The following is a 26,076-nucleotide window of genomic DNA, read 5'->3' on the forward strand; positions in this document are numbered from 1 at the left end:
CTTGGGGGAGGGACGCTTGAAACACCTGTTGACGCTTGCCGTGCTGGTGAGCCTCGCCGCCTGCGCCAAGCCGGCCGGGCCGCCCGCCGACTATGCCAGCCTCGCCCCCGCCGACCCGCGCCTGGCCCAGCTCTATGAGAGCTCCTGCAAGGCCTGCCACGTGAACCCCGCCGCCGGGGCGCCCCTGACTCACGACGCCCGCGCCTGGGTTCCGCGCTGGCATCAAGGCGAGGCCGTGCTGCTCGATCACGTGGTCCAGGGCTACCGCGCCATGCCCGCCGGCGGCCAGTGCGCCGCCTGTACACCGCAAGACTTCAAAGCCCTCATCCGCTTCATCGCCGACCGTGAGGGAGAGCCGTCATGATCAGCCGCCGCAAGGCCCTGCTGGCGGGGGCCGCCGGTGTCGTGGTGGTGGGCGGCGGCGGTGTCGCCCTGGCCATCCGCGAGAAGCCCGAACCCGCCGCCCCGCCCAGCGTCGATCCGCAAGGCAAGATGCTGTGGCGCAATTGGTCGGGGACCCAGAGCGCCTATCCCGGCCTCCGCAGCGCGCCGAAGTCCGAGGTCGAGCTGGCGCAGGCCCTGAGGACCGCCCCCGCTCCCATCCGCCCGGTGGGGGCCGGCCACTCCTTCACCGCCCTGGTCCCCACCTCCGGGACGCTGATGACCCTGGACCAGATGGCGGGGATCGAACGTTGGGAGGGCGACGAGGCCGTGGTCTGGACCGGCACACGGCTCGGGGCCCTGGGCCCGGCCCTGGCCGCCAAGGGCCGCGCCATGCCCAACCTGCCCGATATCAACAAGCAGTCCCTGGGCGGCGCCATCGGCACGGGCACCCACGGGACGGGCACCAACCTCAAGGCCCTCCACGGCGACATCACCGCCCTGCGGCTGGCCACGGTCTCGGGCGAGGTGCTGGAGTGCGACGCCACCCACAACGCCGAGATCTTCCACGCCGCGCGGGTCTCGATGGGGGCGCTTGGCGTCATCACCCAGGTGCGGCTGCAAACCTCGGCCAACCGGCGCCTGCACCGCCACGTCTGGATTGAGCCGCTCGCCGACACCATCGCAAGGTGCGAGGACCGCTGGGCCAAGCACCGGAACTACGAATTCTACGCCGTCCCCTTCACTGACCTGGCGGCCAATATCACCCACGATGAGACCGACCTGCCGGCCACCCCGCCGGCCCCCTCCAGCGACGACGCCTTTCTCGAGGCCCTCAAGCAGCTGCGCAACCTGCTGGGCTTCTCCACTCCCCTGCGCAAGGCCGCGGCCAAGGCCCTGCTGGGGTCCACCAAGCCGGAAGAGGCGGTGGGCGAGGGCTGGTAGCTGCTCTCCACCGAACGCCCGGTGCGCTTCAATGAGATGGAGTTCCACCTGCCGCCGGAGACCCAGCTGGCGGCGCTGAAGGCGGTGATGGCGGCCATAGAGACGCACCGCAAGGACGTCTTCTTCCCCATCGAGGCGCGCCGCATCGCCGCCGACGACGCCTGGCTCTCGCCGTTCAATGGCGGGCCCAGGGGCTCGGTGGCCGTCCACTGCTACTACAAGGACGACTACCGGTTCCTGTTCGACCTTATCCAGCCGATCTTCCTGAAGCACGGCGGCCGCCCCCACTGGGGCAAGCTGCACAGCCTCAAGGCCCCGCAACTGGCCAGGCTCTATCCCGACTGGGAGGCCTTCCAGTCCGTCCGCCGCCGCCTGGACCCGCAGGGCCGCATGCTGAACCCCTACCTGCGCGAACTGCTCGAGGCCTAGGCGCGGAGAAGCGCCCCGTCACCGCTCAGCGCCAGCCGGTAGAACCGCTCGCCCATCAGCCGGTAGCCCTCGGTGTTGGGGTGCAGGTCGTCGGGTAGCAGGGCCGCGTCGGCGGGGCCGAACAGCTCCAGGCCGTCGAGATAGCGGATGGCGGTGTCGCCGGTCTTGACCCGGGCAGCCACCACGGTCTGCAGAAGTTGGCGCATCCGCTGCAGGCTGGGCCCGTCGCCGGCGGTCTCGCGGGGCGGCGACCAGATCGGCGAGACGATCAGCAGCGGCGTGGTGGGATGCTTCTCGCGGATGATCGAGATCATCGAATGCGCTGCGTCGAGGAAATTTCGCTCCTTCAGCTGGCCGTCGGTGTGGACGTTGATCCCCAGCTTCAGGACGATGGCGTCGGCCCGCTGGTCGCGGATGATCCGCGCCGCCAGGCCACTGAGCAGGCAGGACCCGGCCCAGCCCAGATTGAGGTGATCGAGGTTGGCCAGCCGGCTGGCCACGGCGGGCCAGTTGGCTGTCGCGCCCTCGGCCTCCATGCCGTGGGTGATGGAGCTGCCGTGGAACAGGATGCGCGGCCGACTGTCCGGGACCGCCCCCAGGCTCGCGCCAACCTCCAGTTCAAGGCCGGTGATGGCCACCGTCGCCGCCTGGGGCAGGTAGAGCTCAACGGTCTTCTCTCCGGCCGGGAGCCCGTCGAAGGCGATGGCCAGGGCCGCCTCGCCGGTCAGACCGCCCTGCGGATTCATCTCCGCACCGCCCTCGCCCCAGCCGCGCGCGAAGAACCCGCCATCCACATAGAGGTCGTAGGCGCCCCGCCGCTCGCCGTCATTGGGCTGGGCCATCAGATGCTGGGTGGCGGTCAGCTTCACGCGGTTGCTGTCGGTGGAGAACCGCAACCGGCACCCCGTGGCGCAGGACCCCACCCACTGGGTGAAGGCGTCATAGAACGGCAATTCCGCCACCGGCAGCCGCATCGGCTGGATCGACCCCGGACGCCTACGGATATCGATCTGGCCGTCCAGCAGGGTTTCGATGATGGGCAGGGGGATGGCTTGCATGGAGCGCTCCGTTGTTCTCTCCATCTTGCTGGGCGGTGCGGGTGGAGCAACGAAAAAGGGCCGCCCTCGCGGACGGCCCTTCGTCGAACTTAGAAGCGGTCGAAACCCTAGAAGATCTCGAACAGGCCCGCAGCGCCCATGCCGCCGCCGACGCACATGGTGACGACGCCGTACTTGTAACCGCGGCGCTTGCCCTCGTGCAGGATGTGGCCGGTCGCCCGGGCGCCGGTCATGCCGTAGGGGTGGCCGATGGAGATGGCGCCGCCGCTGATGTTGTACTTGGCGGGATCGATGCCGAGCTTGTCGCGGCAATAGACGACCTGCGAACCGAACGCTTCGTTCAGCTCCCACATGTCGATGTCGTCGATGGTCAGGCCGTTACGTTCCAGCAGCTTGGGGATCGCGAAGACCGGGCCGATGCCCATTTCTTCCGGTCCGCAGCCGGCCACCGCCATGCCGCGATAAGCGCCCAGCGGGGTCAGGCCCAGACGCTCGGCTTCCTTCCGCTCCATCAGCACCACGGCGGCGGCGCCGTCCGACAACTGGCTGGCGTTGCCGGCGGTGACGTACTTGCCTTCCTTGATGATCTGGCCGCCCTTGAACACCGGGGCCAGCTTCTGCAGGTCGGCGAGCGTGGTCTGCGGGCGGTTGCCCTCGTCCTGGGTCAGGCGGACTTCCTTTTCGGAGAACTCGCCGGTCTCCTTGTTCTGCACCATCATGATCGAGGTCAGCGGCGCGATCTCGGCGTCGAACCGGCCGTCGGCCTGGGCCTGAGCGGTGCGCTGCTGGGACTGGTAGGCGTACTCGTCCTGCGCTTCGCGCGAGACGTTGTAGCGCTCGGCCACGATCTCGGCGGTCTCGATCATCGAGGTGTGGATTTCCGGAACGTGCTCGTTCAGCCACGCATCGCTGGTGCGGTAGCGGTTCATCTTGTCGTTCTGAACCAGAGAGATGCTTTCCAGACCGCCGCCGATGGCGACATTGGCGCCGTCGTTGAGGATGTACTTGGCGGCCGTGGCGATGCCCATCAGGCCCGAGGAGCACTGGCGGTCCAGCGTCATGCCCGAGACGGTGTTGGGCAGGCCGGCGCGCAGGGCCGCCTGGCGGGCGATGTTGTTGCCGGTGGAGCCCTGCTGCAGGGCCGCGCCCATCACCACGTCGTCGACCGTGGCCGGATCGATGCCGGCGCGCTTGACCGCCTCGGCGATCACGTGGCCGCCCAGTTCGGCGCCGGAGGTGTTGTTGAACGCGCCGCGATAGGCCTTGCCGATCGGCGTGCGGGCGGTGGAGACGATGACGGCTTCACGCATGAAGAGATCCTTTGGTTTCGGAGGAGGGTGGGAGACCGGCCCTCAATCCGCTCACCCCGGCGACGGCCGGGGCCCAGATCGTAGAGCTCGGTCTTTGTATGGCTGCCTGAATTCGGTTGATGAAGCTGGGTCCCGGCTTTCGCCGGGATGAGCGGTGAAAGTCTAGAGGTCGGAGAACTTCTTGCCGTCGGCCACCAGCTTTTCCAGCAGCGGCGAGGGCTTGAAGTCGTCGCCCATCTTGGCCTGGAAGTCCTGCATCTTGGCCAGCACCTTGTCGGGGCCGACCTGGTCGCCGTACCACATCGGGCCGCCGCGATAGACCGGCCAGCCGTAGCCGTTCTGCCAGACCACATCGATGTCCGAAGACCGGATGGCCTTATTCTCCTCAAGGATCTTCACGCCCTCGTTGATCATCGGGAAGATGCAGCGTTCCAGGATCTCCTCGTCGCTGATCTTGCGCGGGTTGGCGCCCGACTTGACGATGAAGTCGTTGATCACCTTCTCGGTGAAGGGGCTTGGCTTGGCGACGCGGTTTTCGTCGTAGTCGTAATAGCCGGCGCCGGTCTTCTGACCGCGGCGGTCGGCTTCGCAGAGCACGTCGCGGATGCTCTCGCCCTTGGAGCGCTCCTTCACCCAACCGATGTCGAGGCCGGCCAGGTCGCTCATGGCGAAGGGGCCCATGGGGAAGCCGAAGTCATACAGCACGCGGTCGATGTCCCAGGGCATGGCCCCTTCCATCACCAGCTTCTGGGCTTCGCGCTGGCGCTGGCCCAGGATGCGGTTGCCGACGAAGCCGGGGCAGACCCCCACCAGGACGGCGGTCTTGCCGATCTGCTTGGCCAGCTTCATCGATGTCGCGATGACGCTGTCGGAGGTGTGGTCGGCGCGGACGATCTCCAGCAGCTTCATGACATTGGCCGGCGAGAAGAAATGCAGGCCGATGACGCTCTCGGGACGCTGGGTCACCGAGGCGATCTCGTCGATGTTCAGGCCCGAGGTGTTGGTGGCCAGGATCGCGCCGGGTTTGCAGATGGCGTCCAGCTTGGCGAAGATGTCCTTCTTGATATCCATCCGCTCGAAGACCGCCTCGATCACCAGGTCAACGTCGGCGAAGCTCTCTTCCATCGACAGCGAACCGGTGATCAGGGCGCAGCGCTCCTCGACCTGGGCCGCCGTGATGCCGCCGCGGGAGGCGGTGCGCTCATAGTTCTTGCGGATGATGCCGAGGCCCTTGTCCAGGGGCTCCTGCTTCTGCTCGACGATCACCACCGGGATGCCGGCGTTGGCGAAGTTCATGGCGATGCCGCCGCCCATGGTGCCGGCGCCGATCACACCCACCTTCTTGATGGGGATCAGCGGGGTGTCGTTGGCGATGCCCGGAATCTTCTGGGCCTCGCGCTCGGCGAAGAAGGTGTAGCGTTGGGCCACCGATTGACTGCCGGCCATCAGCTCGTTGAACAGCTTGCGCTCGACCTTCATGCCCTCGTCGAAGGGCAGGTTCACCGCCGCCTCGATGCACTGGATGTTGTATTCCGCCGCCAGGAAGCCGCGGAACTTGCGCGCATTGGCCTTGCGGAAATCGGCGAAGATCTCGGGCTTGCCCCGGGCGGCCTCGACCTTGGCGTTCTGGTCGCGGATCTTGGTGAGAGGACGGCCCTCGGCCGCCACCTTGCCGGCGAAGGCGAGGGCGCCGGCCTTCAGTTGGCCTTCCTCCACCAGTTCGTCCGTCAGGCCGCCGGAGAGGGCTTCCTTGGCCGGTACATGGCGGCCGCTGGTCATCATCTCCAGGGCGCGTTCGGGACCGACCACCCGGGGCAGGCGCTGGGTGCCGCCGGCGCCCGGCAGCAGGCCGAGGTTCACCTCGGGCAGGCCGAACTTCGCCGACGGGACGGCGACGCGGTAGTGGGCGCAGAGCGCGATCTCCAGCCCGCCGCCCAGGACGGTGCCGTGAATGGCGGCCACCACCGGCTTGGTGGAGCTCTCCATCATGTCCTGCACGTCGGCTAGCTGCGGGTCGGCCATGGCCGAGCCGAACTCGGTGATGTCGGCGCCGGCGATGAAGGTGCGGCCTTCGCAGATCAACACGATGGCCTTAGCGGCCGGATCGGCGATGGCGGCCTTGAAGCCCTCGAACAGCCCCTGGCGCACGGCGGCCGACAGCGCGTTCACCGGCGGGGAATTGAGGGTGATGACGGCGACGTCGCCCTCCAGCGTGAGGTCGGTCACGGCGTTGACGGCGGTCATGGGCGCATCCTCGGTCTGGCGTTTCAGGGCCGCCTCTAGGCTGGGCGGCTGGAGAGATTCAAACGTTTGTTACAGGCCCGTCGCGCGGCGCGCGAGTCAAATGTGCGTAGGGTTTTCGTGACGGAAACCCGGGTCTAAGACCAAGCTTCAACGATCAAAAAGGGAAGCGCCTGATGGCTCTGGATTTGTTCTCATTGAAGGGCCGCGTGGCCCTCGTCACCGGCGGCTCGCGCGGGATCGGCAAGATGATCGCCGCCGGCTTCATCGAGCAGGGCGCCAAGGTCTACATCTCCTCGCGCAAGCCTGGCGCCTGCGACGAGACCGCCGCCGAGCTGGGGGAGAACTGCATCTCCCTGCCGCAGGATGTCTCCACAGTGGAGGGCTGCCAGGCGCTCGCCAAGCGCTTCGCCGAGCATGAACCCAAGCTCGACATCCTGGTGAACAACGCCGGCGCCGCCTGGGGCGCGCCCTTCGACGAGTTCCCGGAGAGCGGCTGGGACAAGGTGATGAACCTGAACCTGAAGTCGCCCTTCTTCCTGACCCAGGCTCTGCACGGCGCGCTCAAGGCCGCCGCCAGCCACGAACAGCCGGCCAAGGTGATCAACATCTGCTCGATCGACGGCATCCGCCTCAATCCGCAGGAGACCTATTCCTATCACGCGTCCAAGTCAGGCCTGATCTACCTGACCCGCCGGATGGCCGCGACCCTGATCAGCGACAGCATCAACGTCACCGGCATCGCGCCCGGCGCCTTCGCCTCGGAGATGAACCGCGTGGCTCGCGACGAAGGCGACATCATCGCCAAGCGCATCCCCTCGCGTCGCATCGGCCGCGACGAGGACATGGCGGCGGCCGCCATCTACCTTGCCAGCCGCGCTGGCGACTACGTGGTGGGCGAAACCATCGCCGTCGACGGCGGCGTGGCGCTCGCCACCCTCGGCGGCCTTTAAGAAAGCCGGCCGTTTCCCGCCGCCGCGGGGAACGGCCTCGCCTTCGCCGTTTTTGCGCTAAGACTGGGCCCCCCAGTCGCAGCAACGGCGCGCCTTGACCGACCCCGAGATCCTTCCCCTGGCCGCCGACAAGGCGACGCGGCGAACCTGGCGCAACGTCCTGGTGCTGATCGCGGTCGCCGTGGCGCTGGTCACGGCCGCCGCCTATGCCGGCCGCCGCGCCATCGCCCGCGAGGCGCTCACCGGCTGGCTGCGGTCGCACGGGGTGGAGAGCCAGGTCGCCTTCTCCACCTTCGGCCCCGGGGGATTCACCGGGACCCTGCGCATCGGCCCCGCCGCCCACCCCGACCTGACGGCTCAGGTCGCCGAGGTCCGCTACGGCCTCACCGGCTGGTGGGCGGGCAAGCCCTTCGGCGCCACGGTCACCTCGGTTCGCTTGGTCCGCCCGGTCATCAAGGGTCGCTGGAAGGATGGGCGGCTGAGCCTCGGGACCCTGGACCCGCTCATCGACGCCCTGCGAAAACGCCCGCCGCGCCCCGACGCCCGCCAGCCCAAGATCGTGGTGGAGGACGCCCGCCTGCGTCTGGACACCGACTACGGCCCGCTCCTGGCCCGGGCCAGCGCTCAACTCGACAATGGCCGCCTGCTGCGCCTGGACGCCACCTTCGCGCCCGCCGCACTGAAAGGCCCCGACCGCTCCGTGCGGCTGGGCCCGGGCCAGCTGCACCTGGTGACCGTGGGCGACCAGGTGGCATCGGTCCTGGAGACCACGGTGCGCGACCTGAAGCTCGGCCAGATCACCGCCCAGGAGGCCAAGGTCCGCCTGACCGCCCGCACCGCCTATCCCGACCTCAAGCGCAAGCGCGGCGACGGCGCCCTGACCCAGAGCCTGACGATCAACGCCCAGTCTTTGGCCTATGGCCCGACCCGGCTGCGGGACGCCAGCCTGGAGGCGACCTTCAACGGCCAGGCGACCGGCTGGATCGACACCTTGGCGGTCACTGGGGACGGGACGGCCGTCCTGGGGGCGGCTCGCGCCGACCTCGCCGGCGCCCAGGTGCGCGGCCTGCGGATGACAGCCAATGTCGGCGGCCTCAACTGGACCCGGCGCGGCGGCGACCGGGTGGCGGCCAGCCTGGCCGCGCGGGTCAACGCCGAGGGCCTGACCCACGACAAGCTCGCCCTGACCCGGCTGTCGGGCGCCCTGCGCGGCTCGGCGGTGCTGGCGGCCACGGGGGGCGATCTGGCCCTGGCCGGCGCGGTGGCGACCCACGGCGACTGGTCCGGGCTCGGCGCGGCCACCGCCAGCGACGCGCCGGAGATCGCCGCCCTGAAGCGCGCCGCCCGTAGCTTCGACGCCGAGACCCGTGGTCTCTCCGTCATGGCCGGGAAGGGCGGCCTCCGCCTGGCCCTCACATCGCCCCTGACTGTGCGTCCCACGGCGGGCGGCCTGGCCACGATCGGGGCGCAGGGCGCTGGCCCCATCTACGCGGGCGGCGGCGGCGCCCTGCATCTGGCCGTGGCCGGAGGCGGTCTGCCCCAGGCCGACCTCGCCGTGGATCGCTATCGCCTGGCGCCCGGCGGTCTTACCGCCCAGACTTCGATCAAGGCCAAGACCGGCATCGGGCCGGTGCGGGACGGCGTGATCCAGGCGCAGGGCGAGCTGCGGGTCGCCAATGGCGCCATCGCCTTCGCCGCGGCCCGTTGCGCGACGGTCACCGGCCGCCTTGACCTGGGCGCCAATGACGTGGAGGCCATTTCGGCCCAGCTCTGCCCGACCGGCGCGCCCCTGTTCACCCTGGCCAAGGGCGACTGGCGCATCCGCGCCGGGGCCGAGGCCCTGTCGGCGACAGTTCCCTTCCTGCAGGCGGCGGTCAGCCAGGGTGCGGGCGAGCTCGACCTGGGCGCCGTCAATGGCCGGCTCACCGGCGACCTAGCGCTCAGCGCGGGGGCCGTGGCGGACACCAGTTCAGACCTTCGCTTCAACCCGGTCCGGGCCACCGCCCAGGCCCGCGTCAACGGCGAGGCCTGGTCCGCTGACATCGGTGTCACCGACACGGCCGGGCGCCCGCTTGGCCGGGGCGTCCTGCGCCACGACGGGGCGGTCGGTGGCGGCGCTCTGACCTTCGACACCGGAACCCTCACCTTCGCCGAGGACGGACTGCAGCCCGCCGCCCTCTCGCCCCGCGCCGCCCTGGTGGCCTCGCCGGCCATGGGCCAGGCCCGCTTCCAGGGCCAGGTCGCCTGGACCAGGGCCGGCGCCACCAGCGGCGGGGTGCTCGACATCCCGTACCTCGATTTCCGCAGTCCGGCAGGCCAGGTCAGCGGCCTGGCGGGCCAGATCACCTTCACCAGTCTCGCGCCGCTCACGGCCGCTCCGGGCCAGACCCTGAAGGCGCAGCGGATCGAAGCCCTGTCGGGCCTCACCGACGCCGGGGTCACCTTCGGCATCGCCGACGAGGCCGTGAATGTGGCTGGTCTCGACCTGGCCGTGGGCGGCGGCAAGGTGCGTCTGCAGCCCTTCAGCCTGCCTTTGGCCGGCGGCCAGTCCTGGAAGGGCGTCGTGGATTTCACCAACGTCCAACTGTCGGACTTGGTGGAGGCCTCGCCCTTCGCCGACCGGGTGGACCTCACCGCCAGAGCCAGTGGGACCATCCCCTTCACGGTGACCCCAGAGGGGGTGCGGGTCGCGGGCGGGCAGTTGCGCGCCATCGGTCCCGGCCGCCTCTCCATCCGCCGCGAGGCGCTTACCGGGGTCGCGGCCGAGGGCGCGGTGGCCGCGGGGCCGCTGGGGGACAAGACCCCGCCGCCCACCACCGACACCTTCACCGACTTCGCCTATCAGGCCATGGAGAACCTGGCCTTCCAGAGCCTGGACGCCTCCATCAACAGCCTGCCCAAGGGCCGCCTCGGCATCCTGTTCCACATCAAGGGCGAGAACGCCCCGCCGACCCACCAGGAGATCTGGCTGACCCCGCAGGAGATCATCACCCGCAGTTTCCTCACCCGGAAGCTGCCCCTGCCGTCAGGGACCAAGGTCGATCTGACCCTGGACTCAACCCTCAACCTCGATCAACTGCTGGGCGACTTCGCCGAGTACCAGAAGCTTCGCGGTTCAGACGCCGTTCAGCCCAGCCCTGCGAAACCCATCCCATGAGGTGCGCCCAATGAACCCCGCCCGATCCCTCGCCGCCCTCGCCGTCGCCGCCGTCGGCTTCGGCTTCGGCGCCTGCGCCACCGTGCATGTGGATGTGAAGCCGATCACCATCTACGCCAAGCTCGACGCCGATGTCCGCCTGCGGCTGGACGACGACGTCAAGGCGCTGATCAAGCAGAACCCGGACCTGTTCTAAGGGGCCATGACCATGACCTTCCAAACCTATCTCATCCCCGTCGCCGCCGTCGTCGGGACCCTCGTGGCCGGACCGGCCCTCGCCGCCACCGCTAAGGCCACGGTGGACGCCGCCAAGGCCGCCGGGATCGTCGGTGAGCAGAACGACGGCTATCTGGGCTTCGTGAGGGGCGGCGGAGCCGCGCCCGCGGTGGAGGCCGCCGTGGGCGAAATCAACGCCGGCCGCGCTCAGCTCTATCGCGGCGCCGCGGCCAAGAACGGTGTCACGCCTGAAGCCGCCGGCGCCGCCGCCTACCAGAGCGTCGTCCAGCTCAAGCTCCGCCCGGGGGACTTCTACCAGACCCCGGCTGGCGCCTGGATTCAGAAGTAGCCTCCGCCGCCATTCCAATCCCGCGTTGCGCGGGTGACGTGCAGGGAAACTTGCCGCTTGGCGCGGCGAGGGCCCGTCCGATAGAGAGAGGTCTCCGCGGACCGACCTGGATCGGCCGCGCGAGGGTGGAGGGGAGATGGCGGAACACAACGTCGCCCGGTCGACGGATCGCTTCGAGAAGAAGCGCGAAGCCATCCTCGACGCCTCCACGGTCATCCTCAACGCCCAGGGGGTGAAGGGCCTGACCCTGGGCGTGGCCGCCGCCGCCGTCGGCCTGTCCACCACCAGCGTCACCTACTATTTCAAGCGCAAGGACGACCTGGCCGCCGCCTGCCTGATGCGCGGCATCGACTGGCTGACCCAGGCCGCCGAGACCGCCCTGGCGCAGAAGACCCCCACCGAACGCCTGCGCCGCCTGCTGGAGCTCTATCTCGACCGGGTGCGCCAGGGCGCCGTCGGCGCCGCCCCGCCGCTGCCGGTGTTGTCCGACATCCGGGCCCTGAACAACCCGCGCCGCACCGAGGTGTTCGACGCCTTCATGAAGCTGTTCCGCAAGGTGCGGAGCCTGTTCGACAGCCCGGACCTGGCGTGGCTGGGCCGGGGCCGCCGGACGGCGCGCACCCACATGCTGCTGGAGCAGCTGTTCTGGGCCGGCGCCTGGCTGCCGAAATACGACCCCGAGGATTACGACCGCATCTGCGACCGGATGTTCGACATCCTGACTGGTGGCCTCGCCGTGGAGGGCGCGGAATGGGCCCCGACGCCGGCGCCGCTCGCCGAGCTGGCCGCCTCCGACAGCGCCGAGCTGGGCCGCGAAATCTTCCTGCTGGCCGCCACCCGCCTGATCAACAGCCGAGGTTACAAGGGCGCCTCGGTGGACAAGATTTCCGCCGAGCTGAACGTCACCAAGGGCAGCTTCTACCATCACCACGAGGCCAAGGATGACCTGGTGGTGGCCTGCTTCGACCGCACCTTCGAGGTGATGCGCCGCGTCCAGCGCCTGGCCATGAGCCTGCCGGGCGATCAGTGGAGCAAGCTCTCCAGCGCCGCCGCGGCCCTGGCCGAGTATCAGCTCTCCGAATACGGACCGCTGCTGCGCACCTCGGCGCTCTCGGCCCTGCCCGAGGCCATGCGCGATGAGCAGGTGGCCCACTCCAACCGGGTCTCCGACCGCTTCGCCTCGATGATCTCCGACGGCATCGCCGAGGGCTCGATCCGCCCGGTGGATCCCTTCATCGCCGCCCAGATGCTGAACGCCACCCTCAACGCCGGGGCCGAGCTCGGGTTCTGGGTGCCGGGCGTGACCCAGAAGGCCGCGCCCTCGGTCTTCGCCCGGCCCATGCTGATGGGTATCTTCGTCCGCTAGTGGAGCGTGACAGCCGGAAGGGGACCCAAAGTCCCTAGCTGAGCTTGTCGGTCCCGCCAGCCGGTTCGCCCTCATTCACCAGGTCCGCCGCCGCCGCCAGTTTGCGCAGGGACTCGGCATGGCTCTCGCGCGTGATGCGGTAGCCTGCCATGAAGATCACGCACAGGCCGTAGAGCACCACCAGCACCGGCACATAGATCATCCCCAGACGGGCGATGACGGCGGGGTCCACCTCGCCTGGTCTTGCGCCCTGTGGGAAGGCCGCGGCTTTGAGCAGCATGGCTGAAGTGAAGATGCCGATCCCGGTGACGGCCTTGGCGACGAAGGCCGAAGCCGCGAAGAACAGCCCCTCCGACCGGCGGCCGGTCTGCAATTCTGAGTCCTCCACCACGTCGGCGATCATCGAGGAGGTGAGGATGTTGGAGGTGATGGTGGCCCCGGTGGAGATCACATTCTGCAGGAAGATCAGCGGGAAGAGCAGGGCGCTGCCGTTCTCGGGGAACAGGCCCATCAGGCGCAGGACGATGGGGCTGACCCCCACCACGACACCGATCATCAGCAGGGTCATGGCCGACCGCTTCTTGCCGAACTTCTGCGAGAAGACCGGGGCGGCGGCGAAGGCGAACACCGCGGCCGTCAGGCTGGCGAAAGTGAAGAGCGCGATCTGGGCCGAGCTGAACTCCCAGAAGAAGGTCGTGAAGTAGAGACTGATGGACAGGGTCAGCCCCCCCGCCATGGCCCCGAACAGGTTGGCGGTCAAAATGCGCAGGAAGGAGCGATGGGAGAGAGTGCCCACCATCTCGCGGGCCAGGGTCGGCAGGCTGAGCTTGCGTTGGGGGGCGTCGCGCAGGAACGGGATCTGGCTATGGGTGCCCAGCGCCGACACTAGGATGGCGAACAGCATCGTCAGGGCCGCGGCCAGGCCGTAGTGCGCGTAGCCCTCGACATTGAGCTGGCCGACCTTGTGGTCGGCATCGGGGGTCAGGAAGATCTTCAGGGCCGCGAAATACATCGCCAGCCCGCCGATCCAGCCGAACAGGAAGCGGTAGCTGAGCAGCTTGGTGCGCTCGTCGTAGCCAGTGGTCAGCTCGGCGGCGAGCGCAGAGGAGGGGATCTCATAGCAGGTGATGAAGCTGCGGATCAGGATGGCTGTGCCGATCAGGTAGAAGAACAGGCCCTGGTGATCGAGCGCCTTGGGCGGGTTCCACAGCAGCAGGTACGAGACCGCCACGGGTAGGGCCGCGGCGTACATGAACGGGTGACGCCGGCCCCACTTGGAGCGGTAGTTGTCCGAGGCCTGGCCGACGATGGGATCGAGGAAGGCGTCAACGATGAGGGCGATCATGATCGCCAGGCCCACCGTCTCGGCCGGCAGGCCCATGACCTGGTTGTAGAAGATCAGCAGGAAGTAGGAGAAGCCGTTGTCCTTGACCCCGAAGGCCACGGATCCAAAGCCGTAGAACAGCTTTGTGGGCATGCTCAGCCGGCGTCCGGTTTGAGCGTCTGATGCGGCTTGGCTCACGTTGTCCCCCCGACTTCTGATTATTCTGAAGACCTTAGCTCGCCGCCTCCCGGCCGTCTTGCATCAGACGCCGCCGGCGCCGTCGACCACCGGGCGCGCCTCGGCGATACGGACCCGCTCGGCCACGGCGGCGGCCTCCTCGAGGGTGGCGACGTTGCTGGCGTGCAGATCCTCGTCGATCTTGTAGGGCAGCAGGACCAGGATCGAGAGCAGGCTCATGCCGGTGTTGATCGGCAGGAAGATCAGCGCCAGGCGGCGCATGATCTCCGGGTCGACCGTGCCCGCCGCGGCGCTGGCCGGGAAGGCCACCACGGTCAGCAGCACACCCGACAGGAACACGCCGATGCCGCCGGTGAACTTGGGCAGCAGGCCGTTGGCGGCCAGCAGCAGGCCCTCGGACCGCACTCCGGTCTTCACCGCGGCGTCCTCCACCACGTCGGCGATCATCGAGGAAATGATGATGAAGCCGGAGATCGCCAGGGTCGTGGCGATGAAATAGTCCACCAGCAGCAGGGTCAGGACCATGGCGCTGTCAGTGGGCGCCAGGTTCAGGAGTTTCAGCGACAGCGGGATCGCCGAGGTCACGACCGAGCAGGTGAAGAGGATCAGCATCGCCCGCTTCTTGCCCAGCCTCTTGGAGGTGGGGCCGGCCACCATGACGCCGGCGACCGAGGCCAGGACGCCGGCCATGGAGATGTACGAGATCGAGGCCGCGCTGACCCCCCAGAGCTCGATGTAGAAATATTGGCTGAGCGCGCCCGACAGGCCGGTGGAGACCCCCGAGCAGAGCCCGGAGATCATCACCACGATCAGCGAGCGGTTGCCGATGGTGCCGACGATCTCCCTGGCCACCTGGCGCAGCGGAACCTTGCGGACTGGGGGCTGGTACAGGTCCTTGATGTGCCGGTGTGTCCCCATGGCCGAGACCAGGATGGAGACCGCCATCACGCCGGCCGCCAGGATGCCGAAGTTGGCGTACCCGGCCTTGTTCAGGATGCCGCCCGCGGCCGGCGACAGGAAGACCTGGTACAGCACCACGTTCATCCCCAGGCCGCCCAGGACCCCGAAGAAGAACCGGTAGCTGAACAGGCTGGTGCGCTGGTGGTAGTCGCTGGTGAGTTCGGGCGCCAAGGCCGAGGACGGGATCTCATAGAGGCTGACGCAGAGCCGCAGCAGCACCAGCATCCCGATCACGAAGACCCCAGTGGTGGTCACAGGCCAGTCGGACGGCGAGTTCCAGAAGGCGATGCAGGCCACCGCGATCAGGGGCGCCGAGGCGTACATCAACGGGTGCCGACGGCCCCATCGGGTGCGCAGCTTGTCCGACCACTGGCCGATGGCTGGGTCGATCACCGCGTCCAGCATCAGGGTCAGCATGATCGCCGTCCCGACCCAGAGGGCGGGCAGGCCGATAACCCGGTTCAGATAGGGCTGCAGCAGGGTCGCCGACAGGCCCAGCACGGAGACCCCGACGGCGATGGAGCCCACCCCATAGGAGAGCTTGGTCGAGAGGTTGAGCCTCGGCGCGCTCGGCGCCTGCGGTGGGTCTTGAGACAAGGGCGACTCTTGGGCTGAGGGCGCGGTTCCTGCCGCAAGGTGATTGGCCCGGCTTGGATGTCCGGCTCTGGGTTCAGCTTCCCGGGGCTATCCGACCATCGACTCCGGACTGGGCGGCCAGCACGGCGGCGTCCTTCAGTTTCTCCAGGTTGGACTCATGGGCCGCCTTGTCGATCTTGAAGGCGAACAGGCAGAGGATGGCGACGGCGAACATCAGGACCGCCGTCGGCAGGTAGATCATCGCAAGGTTCCGTAGGATCTCCGGATCGACTTCCCCGCGCTTGGCGTTGGTCGGGAAGTTCACGTAGGCCAGCAGGCTGCCGGAGATCAGCACCCCCATGCCCGAGACGATCTTCTTGAACAGGTTGTCGGCAGAGAACAGCAGGCCCTCGGAGCGGCGACCCGTCTTGACCTCCGAATCCTCCACCACATCGGCGATCATCGACGACAGCAGCACCCCGGTGATTGTCGCCATGGTGGTGCTGAAGAACATCTCGACCATCAGAAAGCGGAACATGTTCTCAGATCCCGCCGCGGGCGCCAGGTGCATCAGGGACAGGGTCAGCGGCATCACGCTGGTGGACAGGGCGCCGATGAACATCAGGATGGCGGCGTGTTTCTTGCCGAGCCAGGCGCCGGCGCGCGGCGCGAGCGCCACGCCCATGAGGCTGGCGATCACCCCGACCGCCGTCAGCATCGAAAGCTGGGTCTGGGTGAGAAGGAAGAAGTAGAGGGCGAAATAGATGTCCAGGGCGTTCTTCAGCCCAAAGGCGATGGCGATGAACATCCCGGCCGCCGTCGCCACCAGGAAGGAGCGATTGTTGAGGGTGCTGGCGATCTCTCGCGCCATCTGCCCAAGCCCAATCTTGCGGACCGGGGGCTGCCGCAAATAGGGGATCTGTTTGAATGTGCCGGTGGTGGAGATCAGAATGACGCAGAAGATGACGATGGAGGCGAACAGCGAATAGCCGAAATAGCCGGCGCGTTCGGTGATGCCGCCGCTGCCATCCGGGTTCTCCTTCATGAACACTTGGTAGACCAGCAGGGTCATGCCCAGGCCGCCAAAGACCCCGAACATGCCGCGCAGGGCGATCAGAGTGGTGCGCCCGTTGTAGTCCTCCGACAGTTCCGGCGCGAGCGCTGAGGACGGCAGTTCGAAGAAGGTGTCGAACAGCCGGATCACCAGCAAGCAGACCAGCATGTAGGCGAACAGCTCCCCCTGACTCCAGCCTGAGGGTGGGTTCCAGATCAGGAAGAAGGCCACGCTCACGGGTAGGGCGGCCGCATACATGAAGGGATGGCGGCGGCCCCAGGGCGACCGGAAATTGTCGGAGATCTGGCCTACCAGGGGGTCGCAGAAGGCGTCGAAGATCAGGGCGATGAAGATCGCCGTGGAGACCATCTGGGGCGGTAGGCCCACCACCTGGTTGTAGAAGATCAACAGGAAGGTCGAGAGACCCCGCGCCTTGATGGCGTTGGCCACAGAGCCAAGTCCGTAGAGGAGCTTGGTGGGCAATCCCACAGGGGGGCGTTCGCCCACGAATGAGGTCGCGGTCATCAATGACTCCGAGAGTGAAATGGCTTGGGCCGCGCCGGCGCGCGGAAGGAAATGTCTGAGCTGGAGACCTGGGGGGCGGCGAGGTGATGAGCCAGGACTCTGAAGCTCATCGGGGGGCCGCGATCCACGTATTCCTCCTGCCGTGGAGGACGCCCACGGTCGCCGTTTTTTTGACCCGACGCCAGCCGCCCCTTGAATTGAGGAACCGGCGTTCGGATCGCGTTTGGAATGAACCGTGCGGTAGGCGTACCGCCTCGTCAACGGCTTTGATCTTACAGTCCTGACACAATGCCAGGCCTTGCCCAACAAGGGTTTGCGGCCGAATGCCGGCCCTCGCCAGGCCCGTTCCCGGCCTGTTCACGCCCCGCTGTTGCGAAGATGTGGGACGCAGCAAGTAGGGCGCGCCGGCCAGCCGGCGCGCCCAGCAGATCCCGCTTGCAGGTCGGTCCAGGTCCTACCAGCGGTACTGAAGCTCGACGCCGTAGGTGCGCGGCGGAACCAGGACATAGGTGCGGTTGAGATTGTAGGCGCCGCCCGGAGCGTAACCCGTCTGCCGGGTGGCGCTCATGGTGTCGAAGTCCTCCTGGTCGGTCAGGTTCTTGCCGTACAGGATCACCGTGTAGCGGTCGGCGGTGTCCTTCCAGGCGACGCGCGCGTCGATCTGGCTGCGGGCCGGAGCCTCGTAGTAGGAGCGGTCGAAGATCGAGGAGAAGACCTTGTCGCGCCAGACATAGCTCACCGAGCCGGTCAGCGAACCCGGCTCGAACTCCCAGGTGTAGTTGGTGTTGAAGCTGACCTTGTTGCGCGGCGCGACCGGCAGGTGGTTGCCCGAGAGGTCCTGGCCCCGGGAGGTGGGGGCGCCGGTGATCGGGTCCACCGGACCCAGGCTGCTGACCGGCTTGGCGCCGGGCGCCACCGCGGCCGGATCAGCGCCGTCGGTGATGCAGCAGGAGTCGCGGATGGTGGCGTCCAGGAAGGAATAGTTGAACAGGATCTGCAGGTTGCGGACCGGCTGCCAGATGCTCTCCAGCTCGATCCCCATGCTGCGGGACTTGGGGATGTTGTAGAAGATGGCGGTGGACGGCCCGACGGGCGGCTGGGTGCTGACCGGCACCTGGGCGTCCTGATAGTCGTAGTAGAAGGCCGAGATGTTGGTCTGCAGCGAACCGGTCCAGTCCTTCTTCAACCCCAGCTCATAGGCGTCCACGCTCTCGGAATCGGTTTCCGGGAAGGCGGTGATGGTGCCCGAGTTGAAGCCCCCCGCCTTGTAGCCGCGGCTGTACTTGGCGTAGGCGAGCGTGTTGCTGTCAGGCTGCCACTGCAGGCCGAGCGTCCCGGTCCAGGCGTCCCAGGTGTCGTAGAGGCCTCGGCGTCGGATGCCGGTGGCGGGGTCGGTGACCGCCGGGCCGATGACGCCATTCTGCGGATCGGTGACGCCGGCCGGGCGTACGCCAGAGAAGGTGGAGGTGGTGATGTCCAGCACCGGGGTGAAGGAGCCGAGGACGCGAGGATCCACCGCCGCCGAGCAGCCGAAGCAGAACAGTCGCCCGGACTCCACGCCCTTCTTCTTGTCGGTGGTGTAGCGCAGGCCCGCCGTCAGTTTTAGGGTGTCGGTGAACTGCCAGTCGATCTGGCCGAAGGCGGCGCGGGACCAGGCCTCCATGGATTGGTCGGTATAGTAGATGATCCGCCGCGGATTGGCCGCCGCGCCGGAAGGCGTGGCCAGTTCGGCCTGGTCGGGCAGGGTGATGTCGAAGGGCTGGCGATACTTCTCATTGTAGAGATAGGCGCCCAGGATCCATTGCAACGGCCCGTCATTGGTGGAGGCCAGGTTCAGCTCGTGGCTGAACCACTCCTTGTTCTCCTGATACAGGCTGACGACATTGGGCCGCGCCACCAGCGGACGGCAGATGTTGAGCGCCACGAAGGTGGGCGTGCAGGTGGTGGGCGAGGTCAGGCCGGGGTTCAGCGGGATCGTGTAGGACTGGATCGCGGTGCCGTCGAAGTCGCTCTGCAGGGCGTATTTGTAGTGCTGGAATCCGCCGATGTACTTCAGGTCCGCCCCGTCCATGTGGAAGGTGACGTTGGTCTGGATCTGGTCGCTGTAGTCGGTGAGCTTGTTGAAGGTTTCAGCATTGGTGCTGAACGCCCTCAAGTCGCCGCCGGTGGTCACGAAGGCCGAATTGCGCGCCGGGCCAAGCGCCACGACGTTCTGGCCGAAGGCGAAGCCGTAGCCCGCGCCGGGCGACAGGCTGCCCGGGGTGATCAGGGCGCTGTCCTGAGGGGTCAGGCCGCCGCCGGTGCGGCCGCCGGGGGCTGAGCGGTTGTCGTACCTGCTGCGCGCCACCTTCAGCCAGAAGTCGACGTTCTCGCCGAGGTCGCCCTCGATCTGGCCTTCGAAATACTTCTCGTCGCGGACGTCGCCCTCGTCGGGACCGCCGGCGATATTGTGGAACCAGCCCTCGTCCTGCTTGGTCATCGAGGCGCCCAGCCGGAAACGCAGGCCCTCGGTGATGGGGCCCGAGACCGTGCCTTCAAGGACCCGGCGGTTGTAGTTGCCGTAGCTGCCCCGGATCTCGCCTGAGAAGTCGGTGGTGGGCCGTTTGGAGATGGCGTTGATCGCCCCGCCGATGGAGTTGCGGCCGTAGAGCGTGCCCTGGGGGCCGCGCAGGATCTCGACCCGATCGACGAACAGCGGCGAGCGGCCCACTTCGACGGTCGACGAGGTGTAGATCCCGTCCACATAGGTGGCGACGCCGGGTTCGGAGGCCAGGTTGTTGGTCAGGCGGCCGATGCCCCGCAGGCTGATCCGGTCAGTGCCTGCGGAATAGGCCAGGCCCGGGGTGAAGTTGGTGATGTCCTGCACCGAGCTGATGCCGATCAGGTCACGCTTCTCGGAGGTGAAGGCCGAAACCGCCACGGGCACGTCCTGCAGACTCTGCTCGCGTTTCTCGGCGGTGATCACCAGTTCCTCGATCATGGTCGCGTCGCTCGAACCTTGAGCATGAGCCCCGCCCGCGACTGCGGCGCTGACCAGCGCGCTGGCGGCCAGCAAATGGAATCTACGATTCATCCTAGGTATCCTTCCCCGTATGGCTCTTCGGCCTGGCGCTATGGCGACGTATTTTCGAACCTGAGGTATGCATTCCGTTCCGTCAATCTCTGACGTTCACGCCAAATGGAGCTGATGCTTGGGAGTCTGCGCGCCTGACTCGCGCATTGTTTCGAAGTTTGGGTGCGGAGACTGACGGGAGAGTCAATCGCGCAAGCCTTGAAAATACTGGGGTTGAGTACAGTTGGGCCGGGCTCCGGATGCGCCGCGATTCAGCTTGTGATCCGAGACCTGGCCGCCCGAAATATATCGTCGGTATCTGAGCTGGCCGGAATCTGAAGCCGCCTGAAGACAGCCATTCACGCGCCGAAGTTTTTCGAAGAATGGGTTTGCGCGCGGCCGGGGGGGACGTCATTCTTCCCGCCAGGGGTCGCCGGACAGGCCCCGTGGGGAGACGCTTATGGACCGCCTGAAGAACAAGATCGCCGTCATCACCGGCGGCTGCTCCGGCATCGGCCTGGGGACGGTGGAGCTCTTCGTGGCGCAGGGCGCCAGGGTCATGGTGGGCGACATCGACGACACCGCCGGCGCCGCGCTCGCGGCCCGCTTCGAGGGTCAGGTCGCTTATCGCCATTGCGACGTGATGCAGGAGAGCCAGATCGAAAGCCTGATGGCCGCCTGCGCCGAAACCTTCGGCGGGCTGGACATCCTGTTCAACAACGCCGGGGCCGGCGGCTCGCCCGCCCGGCTGGAGGATATGACCGGCGAGGCTTGGGACCTCAGTCAGAACCTGCTGCTGCGTTCGGTGGCGCTGGGCATGCGCTACGCCCTGCCGCACATGAAGGCCCGCGGCGGCGGCGCGATCGTCAACACCGCCTCGATCGCCGGAACCCAGGCCGGCGCCGGGCCCATCGCCTATTCCGTGGCCAAGGCCGGCGTCATCCACCTTACCAAGGTGGCGGCCGCCGAACTGGCCCGCGAGGGGGTGCGCGTGAACGCCATCTGTCCTGGCCTGATCCTCACCAACATCTTCACCCCCAGCGCGGTGGTGCCGGCCGGCATGGCCACCATGATCAAGCAGGGCATGGCCCAGACCGCCCCCGACGCCCAGCCCATCGCCAAGCCGGGCCTCCCGGAAGACATCGCCAACGCCTGCCTGTTCTTCGTCAGTGACGAAAGCGCCTTTGTCACCGGTGTCAGCATGCTGGTGGACGGCGGCATGCATGTGGGCCCTCGCAATGCCTGGGATCCCGCCATGCGCGCCGAGCGGATGGCCCAGATGGAGGCCCGCCGCGCAGCCTTCGAGGCGGCGGAGGCCGAGGACGCTCAGCAGGGCTGAGCCTTCGCTGGTGCAGCGAGAAACCCGTCGAATCCCGGCTTCCGCGACCCGTCTCATCGATGGGAGAGGGTCGATCTCGCCCCGTCGCGGGGCATAAAGCGGCCCTGGAGCCCCGTCAGAACGGTGTTTCCCGCCGTGCCCAGGAGTCAAAACGCGCGAATTCCGAGCAACGAGGCGCCCCTGGCTGCTTTGCTGCTGTGCAATATGGCGTCGCTTGGCGCCTATCGTCTCAGATAGCGCCGGTTTCCGATTGCCGCGCCGCGCCGCCGGCCTCTCCCTAGGGGCGACACGCGGGGCAACGAGGTTCCGCGCAGGCCCGACAGGGCCGCCGGCGATGATCGTCGGATGGAAGGGACAACGACGTCCGGAGAGGCCGCGCCGCGGCTTCGCCGGGCGTTTTTTTTTGGCCGCGGGGGATGCAGGCATGAAAAGAACCAAGACACGGCTCGCCCTGGGATCAGGTGTCGCAGCCCTTCTCTGGGCGGGGCTGGCCCAGGCTCAGGAGGTTGATCCGGCGCTGGCCCTCGACCCCGAGGCGGAGGCGCTCGCCGAGCCCGCGCCGCCACCCGCGCCCGAGCTGACCCTAAGCGACCAGATCGCCGCGGGCCGACTGCTGCTGGAGGTGCGCGCCCGGTACGAGGGCGTCGATCAAACCCGGACCCCGGTGCTGCGGGAGGACGGCCAGGCCTTCACGGTCCGTACCCGCCTCGGCTGGGAGACCGCCGACTTCAAGGGCTTCAAGGGCCTGATCGAGTTCGAGGACGTCCGGCAGATCGGCCCCGAGCACTTCGCCGTCAACGTGCCGGGCGCCGCGACCCTGCCCCTGAACGGCGCCGACAAGGCCCGCTATCCGATCATCAACGATCCCGACGTCACTGAGCTGAACCGCGCCCACCTCACCTGGACACCGAACGGCGCCCTGCAGATCACCGCCGGCCGCCAGCGCATCCTGCTGGATGACCAGCGCTTCGTCGGCAATGTCGGCTGGCGCCAGGACGAGCAGACCTTCGACAGCGTCCGGGCCGACTTCGCCCTGGGCCGGGTGAAGGGGACATACGCCTATGTCACCCACATCAACCGCATCCTGGGCGAGATGCGCGACTGGGACAGCGACAGCCACCTGCTGAACGTCACCTGGTCGCCGGCCGAGGCTCTGCGCCTGCAGGGCTTCGTCTACGCCCTGGATTTCGGAAACTCGGCGATCAATTCGTCCATCACCAAGGGGGGCAAGGCCTCAGGCAAGGCCTGGCTCGGCCTCTACCAGGTCGCCTACAACGCCACCTACGCCGTTCAGAGCGAGTATCGCGGCAACACCGCAGACTTCGACCTCGACTATGTGGCCGCAGACGTCGCCGGAACCTTCGACATCTACACCGTAAAGCTCGGCTACGAGTCTCTCGAGGGGAACGGAGCGCGGGGCTTCACCACGCCGCTGGCCACCGTCCACGCCTTCCAGGGCTGGTCGGACGCCTTCGTCTCGCCGGGCGGCAACAAGAGCTTCGCCGACGGGATCGAGGACAAGAACGTCAGCTTCAACGTCAAGCCGCGCTTCCGGCGGACCTACCTGTTCAACACCGACCTGATCGTCCGCTACCACGACTTCGACGACCAGCGGACGGGTGCGGACCTGGGGTCGGAGTGGGATGTGCAGCTCACCGCCGCCCTCACAGCCAAGCTGTCGATCGCGCTGAAATATGCCGACTTCCGGCGCGAGGCCACCGTGCCCGCCGGAACCCTCGCGTCCCCGGCCTCGCGCTCCAAGGCCTGGCTCACCCTCGAATACAAGCTCTAGGCGGACCCTGATCATGACCGACAAGACCGACACTGGCCTGACCCGACGCAACGCCATCGTCGCCGCGGCGGCCACCCTGGCCGCCGCCAAGGCCGCCTTCCCTTCCGGCGCCTTCGCCGCCGGCGCAGGCCCCGAAGTGGCCAAGGCGCGGATGGGCTTCATCGCCCTGACCGACGCCTCGCCCCTGATCATCGCCAAGGAACGCGGTCTGTTCGCCAAGCACGGCCTGCCGGATGTGGAGGTGGTGAAACAGGCTTCCTGGGCGGCCACCCGCGACAACCTGGTGCTGGGGTCCGGGGGCGGCGGCATCGATGGGGCGCATATCCTGTCGCCCATGCCCCTGCAGTTCACCCTGGGCGTCCAGACCGGGGGCAAGCCGCTGCCGATGTACATCCTGGCCCGGTTGAACACCAACGGTCAGGCCATCTCCGTTGGCAACGACCTCAAGGCCGTGAAGGTCGGCCTCAACGCCGCCGGCACCAAGGCCAAGTTCGCCCAGCTCAAGGCCGCCAAGAACCCGGCTAAGATCGCCATGACCTTCCGGGGCGGGACCCACGACCTGTGGATCCGCTACTGGCTGGCGGCGGCCGGCATCAATCCCGAGACCGACGTCTCCACCATCGTCATCCCGCCCCCGCAGATGGTGGCCAACCTGAAGGCCGGCACCCAGGACGCCTTCTGCGTCGGCGAGCCCTGGAACGCCCAGACTGTGAACCAGAGGATCGGCTACACCGCCACCACCACCAGCGAGATCTGGATGAACCACCCGGAGAAGGCGCTCGGCATGCGCGCCGATTGGGTGGACCGCTATCCGCGCGCCGCCAAGGCGCTCACCGCCGCGGTGCTGGAGGCCCAGCTCTGGTGCGACAAGATGAGCAACCGCCCGGCCATGTGCTCTATCGTCTCGGGCCGCCAGTATATCAACGTGCCGATGGGCGACATCCTGCCCAGGTTGCAGGGGACCATCGACTATGGCGACGGCCGCAAGGTGGCCAAATCGCCTCACACCATGAAGTTCTGGGCCGACAACGCCAGCTTCCCCTTCAAGTCCCACGACCTTTGGTTCGCCACCGAGAACGTGCGCTGGGGGGTCCTGCCCAAGGCCACCAACACCAAGGCCCTGGTGAACAAGGTCAACCGCTCCGACATCTGGCGGGCGGCCGCCGCGGCCATCGGCCAACCGGCCCCGGCCGGCGACAGCCGCGGTGTGGAGCGCTTCTTCGACGGCAAGGTCTTCGACCCCGCCAACCCGGCCGCCTATCTCGCCAGCCAGCCCATCAAGAAACTGGTCTAGGGGGCGCGCCGATGAGTTTTCCCAAGCCTGAATTCACCGCCAGGCAACCGGTCGCCGTGGACCTTCCCGACCTGTCGCTCCGGCCCTTCGCCGGGCTGACCCGCCGGGCCTCGGCGACGGCCGCCGCCGTCCTGCCGCCGGCCTTCACCCTGCTGGTCATCATGACGGTCTGGCAGTTGGTGTGCGGCGACTCCTATGACGGCCTGCCATCGCCGTCGCGCATCTGGCTGGAATCCCGCGAGCTGATCGTCGACCCGTTCTATGACCGCGGCGGGGTGGACAAGGGCCTCTTCTGGCATATCGCCACCAGCCTGCAGCGGGTGGCCCTGGGCTTCTCCATCTCGGCGGTCTGCGGGGTGTTGCTGGGGGTGCTGATCGGGGCCAACCGCTGGGCGCATCGGGGCCTGGATCCGATCTTCCAGGTGCTGCGGACCGTGCCGCCCCTGGCCTGGCTGCCGATCTCGCTGGCCGCCTTCCACGAGGCCAACCCCTCGGCCCTGTTCGTGATCTTCGTGACCTCGATCTGGCCGATCATCATCAACACCGCCGTCGGCGTGCGGAACATTCCCGACGATTACGTCAACGTCGCCCGGGTGCTGCGCCTGTCGCCGGTGGAGTACTTCTTCAAGATCCTGCTGCCGGCCACCACGCCCTACATCTTCACCGGCCTGCGCATCGGGGTCGGTATGAGCTGGCTGGCCATCGTCGCCTCGGAGATGCTGCTGGGGGGCGTCGGCGTCGGGTTCTTCATCTGGGACCAGTACAACGCCTCCCGCATCTCCGACATCGTCGTGGCCCTGGCCTGGGTCGGTCTCACCGGCTTCTTCCTCGACCGCATCGTGGCCTTCGCCGGCCGCCTCGTCTCGCGCGGCAACGCGCTGAGCTAAGGAGCCCGACCATGGCCAAGGCCTATCTCTCCATCGAAGCCGTCGGCGTAACCTTTGAGAAGGGCGCGAGCCGTTCGGAGGTGCTGCGCGACATCAACCTGCAGGTCGACCAGGGAGAGTTCGTCTCCATCATCGGCCACTCCGGCTGCGGGAAATCCACCCTGCTCAATGTGGTGGCCGGCCTGATTCCCGTGACCACCGGCGCGGTGATCCTCGATCGCGAAGCCGTTGAGGTGCCGGGGCCGGAGCGGGCGGTGGTGTTCCAGAACCACTCCCTGCTGCCCTGGCTGTCGGTGCAGGAGAACGTCCGCCTGGCGGTGGACAAGGTGTTCGCCGGCAAGAAGTCGGCCGCCGAGCGCCGCGACTGGACCCTGCATAACCTCGACCTGGTCAAGATGACCGCGGCCCGCGACAAGCGCCCCTCGGAAATCTCCGGCGGCATGAAGCAGCGGGTGGGCATCGCCCGGGCCCTGGCCATGCAGCCCAAGGTGTTGCTGCTGGACGAACCCTTCGGCGCCCTGGACGCCCTGACCCGCGCCCATCTGCAGGATAGTGTCATGGAGATTCAGACGGCGCTGAAGAACACTGTCCTGATGATCACCCACGATGTCGACGAGGCTGTGCTGCTCTCAGACCGCATCGTGATGATGACCAACGGCCCCCGCGCCGG

General features: G+C 67.7%; 20 protein-coding genes. 13 read left to right on the top strand and 7 right to left on the bottom strand.

The window, feature by feature from the left end; genetic code table 11:
* Positions 1 to 16 precede the first annotated feature (16 nt).
* The 3 genes from RMO97_RS13245 to RMO97_RS13255 are packed head-to-tail and all read left to right on the top strand — an operon-like array spanning position 17 to position 1,755.
* On the top strand, positions 17 to 364 hold the full coding sequence (locus RMO97_RS13245) for a c-type cytochrome (RefSeq protein WP_310541526.1): 348 nt from the start codon (positions 17 to 19) through the stop codon (positions 362 to 364).
* Positions 361 to 1,326, top strand: coding sequence for an FAD-binding protein (locus RMO97_RS13250; protein ID WP_310541527.1), 966 nt, complete (start codon positions 361 to 363; stop codon positions 1,324 to 1,326). The genes RMO97_RS13245 and RMO97_RS13250 overlap by 4 nt, the downstream gene beginning before the upstream one ends.
* The gene (locus tag RMO97_RS13255) at positions 1,327 to 1,755 is read left to right on the top strand and encodes a D-arabinono-1,4-lactone oxidase (RefSeq protein WP_310541544.1); all 429 of its coding nucleotides are present in this window, start codon (positions 1,327 to 1,329) and stop codon (positions 1,753 to 1,755) included.
* Here the strand turns inward: RMO97_RS13255 and RMO97_RS13260 are convergent.
* The 3 genes from RMO97_RS13260 to RMO97_RS13270 all read right to left on the bottom strand — a co-directional run bounded on the left by RMO97_RS13260 (position 1,752) and on the right by RMO97_RS13270 (position 6,367).
* Positions 1,752 to 2,813 (bottom strand): GDSL-type esterase/lipase family protein, encoded by a 1,062-nt coding sequence (locus tag RMO97_RS13260; RefSeq protein WP_310541528.1) that lies wholly within the window; start codon positions 2,811 to 2,813, stop codon positions 1,752 to 1,754. The two genes, RMO97_RS13255 and RMO97_RS13260, sit on opposite strands and share 4 nt — an antisense overlap.
* A gap of 107 nt (positions 2,814 to 2,920) precedes the next feature.
* Positions 2,921 to 4,123 (bottom strand): acetyl-CoA C-acyltransferase, encoded by a 1,203-nt coding sequence (locus tag RMO97_RS13265; protein WP_310541529.1) that lies wholly within the window; start codon positions 4,121 to 4,123, stop codon positions 2,921 to 2,923.
* 162 nt (positions 4,124 to 4,285) lie between these two features.
* Positions 4,286 to 6,367 (bottom strand): 3-hydroxyacyl-CoA dehydrogenase NAD-binding domain-containing protein, encoded by a 2,082-nt coding sequence (locus RMO97_RS13270; protein ID WP_310541530.1) that lies wholly within the window; start codon positions 6,365 to 6,367, stop codon positions 4,286 to 4,288.
* A gap of 173 nt (positions 6,368 to 6,540) precedes the next feature.
* On the opposite strand from RMO97_RS13270, the gene RMO97_RS13275 reads away from it, so the two are divergent.
* The 5 genes from RMO97_RS13275 to RMO97_RS13295 all read left to right on the top strand — a co-directional run bounded on the left by RMO97_RS13275 (position 6,541) and on the right by RMO97_RS13295 (position 12,405).
* On the top strand, positions 6,541 to 7,317 hold the full coding sequence (locus RMO97_RS13275; protein ID WP_310541531.1) for an SDR family oxidoreductase: 777 nt from the start codon (positions 6,541 to 6,543) through the stop codon (positions 7,315 to 7,317).
* A gap of 94 nt (positions 7,318 to 7,411) precedes the next feature.
* Complete coding sequence (locus tag RMO97_RS13280; RefSeq protein WP_310541532.1) at positions 7,412 to 10,474, top strand: YdbH domain-containing protein; 3,063 nt, start codon at positions 7,412 to 7,414, stop codon at positions 10,472 to 10,474.
* Positions 10,475 to 10,484: 10 nt separating this feature from the next.
* The gene (locus RMO97_RS13285) at positions 10,485 to 10,670 is read left to right on the top strand and encodes a YnbE family lipoprotein (protein WP_310541533.1); all 186 of its coding nucleotides are present in this window, start codon (positions 10,485 to 10,487) and stop codon (positions 10,668 to 10,670) included.
* 12 nt (positions 10,671 to 10,682) lie between these two features.
* The gene (locus tag RMO97_RS13290) at positions 10,683 to 11,039 is read left to right on the top strand and encodes a YdbL family protein (protein WP_310541534.1); all 357 of its coding nucleotides are present in this window, start codon (positions 10,683 to 10,685) and stop codon (positions 11,037 to 11,039) included.
* 136 nt (positions 11,040 to 11,175) lie between these two features.
* Positions 11,176 to 12,405, top strand: coding sequence for a TetR/AcrR family transcriptional regulator (locus RMO97_RS13295; RefSeq protein WP_310541535.1), 1,230 nt, complete (start codon positions 11,176 to 11,178; stop codon positions 12,403 to 12,405).
* A 34-nt stretch (positions 12,406 to 12,439) separates the two neighbouring features.
* On the opposite strand, the gene RMO97_RS13300 is transcribed toward RMO97_RS13295, so the two are convergent.
* The 4 genes from RMO97_RS13300 to RMO97_RS13315 form a co-directional block, all read right to left on the bottom strand.
* The gene (locus RMO97_RS13300) at positions 12,440 to 13,882 is read right to left on the bottom strand and encodes an MFS transporter (protein ID WP_310541536.1); all 1,443 of its coding nucleotides are present in this window, start codon (positions 13,880 to 13,882) and stop codon (positions 12,440 to 12,442) included.
* A gap of 108 nt (positions 13,883 to 13,990) precedes the next feature.
* Positions 13,991 to 15,484: an MFS transporter gene (locus tag RMO97_RS13305; protein ID WP_310541537.1), complete on the bottom strand. Its 1,494-nt coding sequence runs from the start codon at positions 15,482 to 15,484 to the stop codon at positions 13,991 to 13,993.
* A 73-nt stretch (positions 15,485 to 15,557) separates the two neighbouring features.
* Positions 15,558 to 17,042: an MFS transporter gene (locus RMO97_RS13310; RefSeq protein ID WP_310541538.1), complete on the bottom strand. Its 1,485-nt coding sequence runs from the start codon at positions 17,040 to 17,042 to the stop codon at positions 15,558 to 15,560.
* Positions 17,043 to 17,496: 454 nt separating this feature from the next.
* On the bottom strand, positions 17,497 to 20,115 hold the full coding sequence (locus tag RMO97_RS13315) for a TonB-dependent receptor (protein ID WP_310541539.1): 2,619 nt from the start codon (positions 20,113 to 20,115) through the stop codon (positions 17,497 to 17,499).
* Positions 20,116 to 20,554: 439 nt separating this feature from the next.
* Between RMO97_RS13315 and RMO97_RS13320 the strand changes: the two genes are divergently transcribed.
* From RMO97_RS13320 to RMO97_RS13340, 5 genes are all read left to right on the top strand, one after another.
* Complete coding sequence (locus RMO97_RS13320) at positions 20,555 to 21,433, top strand: SDR family NAD(P)-dependent oxidoreductase (protein WP_310541540.1); 879 nt, start codon at positions 20,555 to 20,557, stop codon at positions 21,431 to 21,433.
* Positions 21,434 to 21,857: 424 nt separating this feature from the next.
* Positions 21,858 to 23,225 carry an alginate export family protein gene (locus RMO97_RS13325; protein ID WP_310541541.1) on the top strand — a complete coding sequence of 456 codons (1,368 nt, stop codon included), beginning with the start codon at positions 21,858 to 21,860 and terminating at the stop codon, positions 23,223 to 23,225.
* Between the two features lie 7 nt (positions 23,226 to 23,232).
* Positions 23,233 to 24,519 carry a CmpA/NrtA family ABC transporter substrate-binding protein gene (locus RMO97_RS13330; RefSeq protein WP_310541545.1) on the top strand — a complete coding sequence of 429 codons (1,287 nt, stop codon included), beginning with the start codon at positions 23,233 to 23,235 and terminating at the stop codon, positions 24,517 to 24,519.
* Positions 24,520 to 24,530: 11 nt separating this feature from the next.
* Positions 24,531 to 25,406, top strand: coding sequence for a nitrate ABC transporter permease (gene ntrB / locus RMO97_RS13335; RefSeq protein WP_310541542.1), 876 nt, complete (start codon positions 24,531 to 24,533; stop codon positions 25,404 to 25,406).
* Between the two features lie 11 nt (positions 25,407 to 25,417).
* Positions 25,418 to 26,076: ABC transporter ATP-binding protein (locus tag RMO97_RS13340; RefSeq protein ID WP_310541543.1), on the top strand; the 659-nt coding region annotated here is incomplete at its 3' end.

The sequence above is a fragment of the Phenylobacterium sp. genome, from assembly GCF_031425575.1.
Classification (GTDB): domain Bacteria; phylum Pseudomonadota; class Alphaproteobacteria; order Caulobacterales; family Caulobacteraceae; genus Phenylobacterium.

Coding starts and splice junctions, on each gene's coding strand:
- RMO97_RS13270 (WP_310541530.1), bottom strand. CDS start 6,367: ATGACCGCCGTCAACGCCGTGACCGACCTCACGCTGGAGGGCGACGTC.
- RMO97_RS13315 (WP_310541539.1), bottom strand. CDS start 20,115: ATGAATCGTAGATTCCATTTGCTGGCCGCCAGCGCGCTGGTCAGCGCC.
- RMO97_RS13260 (WP_310541528.1), bottom strand. CDS start 2,813: ATGCAAGCCATCCCCCTGCCCATCATCGAAACCCTGCTGGACGGCCAG.
- RMO97_RS13325 (WP_310541541.1), top strand. CDS start 21,858: ATGAAAAGAACCAAGACACGGCTCGCCCTGGGATCAGGTGTCGCAGCC.
- RMO97_RS13310 (WP_310541538.1), bottom strand. CDS start 17,042: ATGACCGCGACCTCATTCGTGGGCGAACGCCCCCCTGTGGGATTGCCC.
- RMO97_RS13250 (WP_310541527.1), top strand. CDS start 361: ATGATCAGCCGCCGCAAGGCCCTGCTGGCGGGGGCCGCCGGTGTCGTG.
- RMO97_RS13265 (WP_310541529.1), bottom strand. CDS start 4,123: ATGCGTGAAGCCGTCATCGTCTCCACCGCCCGCACGCCGATCGGCAAG.
- ntrB (WP_310541542.1), top strand. CDS start 24,531: ATGAGTTTTCCCAAGCCTGAATTCACCGCCAGGCAACCGGTCGCCGTG.
- RMO97_RS13275 (WP_310541531.1), top strand. CDS start 6,541: ATGGCTCTGGATTTGTTCTCATTGAAGGGCCGCGTGGCCCTCGTCACC.
- RMO97_RS13320 (WP_310541540.1), top strand. CDS start 20,555: ATGGACCGCCTGAAGAACAAGATCGCCGTCATCACCGGCGGCTGCTCC.
- RMO97_RS13285 (WP_310541533.1), top strand. CDS start 10,485: ATGAACCCCGCCCGATCCCTCGCCGCCCTCGCCGTCGCCGCCGTCGGC.
- RMO97_RS13290 (WP_310541534.1), top strand. CDS start 10,683: ATGACCTTCCAAACCTATCTCATCCCCGTCGCCGCCGTCGTCGGGACC.
- RMO97_RS13295 (WP_310541535.1), top strand. CDS start 11,176: ATGGCGGAACACAACGTCGCCCGGTCGACGGATCGCTTCGAGAAGAAG.
- RMO97_RS13300 (WP_310541536.1), bottom strand. CDS start 13,882: ATGCCCACAAAGCTGTTCTACGGCTTTGGATCCGTGGCCTTCGGGGTC.